At 48.5% G+C, this 301-nt stretch carries 1 protein-coding gene; it reads left to right on the forward strand.

Annotated features, from left to right (window positions below; genetic code table 11):
- Positions 1 to 301: G5 domain-containing protein (locus HMPREF2885_RS05485; RefSeq protein WP_186822455.1), on the forward strand; the 301-nt coding region annotated here is incomplete at both ends.

Genomic DNA, 301 nt, shown 5'->3' on the forward strand with positions numbered 1-301 from the left:
AGCATTCGTGAAGAAGAAACCGATGAGCTTGTTCAAGATGCCCGCCAGATTGCAACACCAGGTGTTGAGGGTGAACGTACGATTAAGACCCGTGTCTACAGTTCCAACGGTCAAGTTGTCGACCGCCAAGAGTTGTCTAACGAGGAAACTCTAGCTCCAGTAACGCAAATTGTCAAAGTCGGCACAGCTAAACCAAGCATGGTACCGAACGAAGCGCCAAAAGCAGACGCCCTGCCAGAGTATCCGTTGACATATACTGACGAAACTCGCGTAGAGAAAATCAACTTTAGCATTCGTGAAG

The sequence above is a fragment of the Streptococcus sp. HMSC062H02 genome (assembly GCF_001813005.1).
GTDB lineage: Bacteria > Bacillota > Bacilli > Lactobacillales > Streptococcaceae > Streptococcus > Streptococcus oralis_S.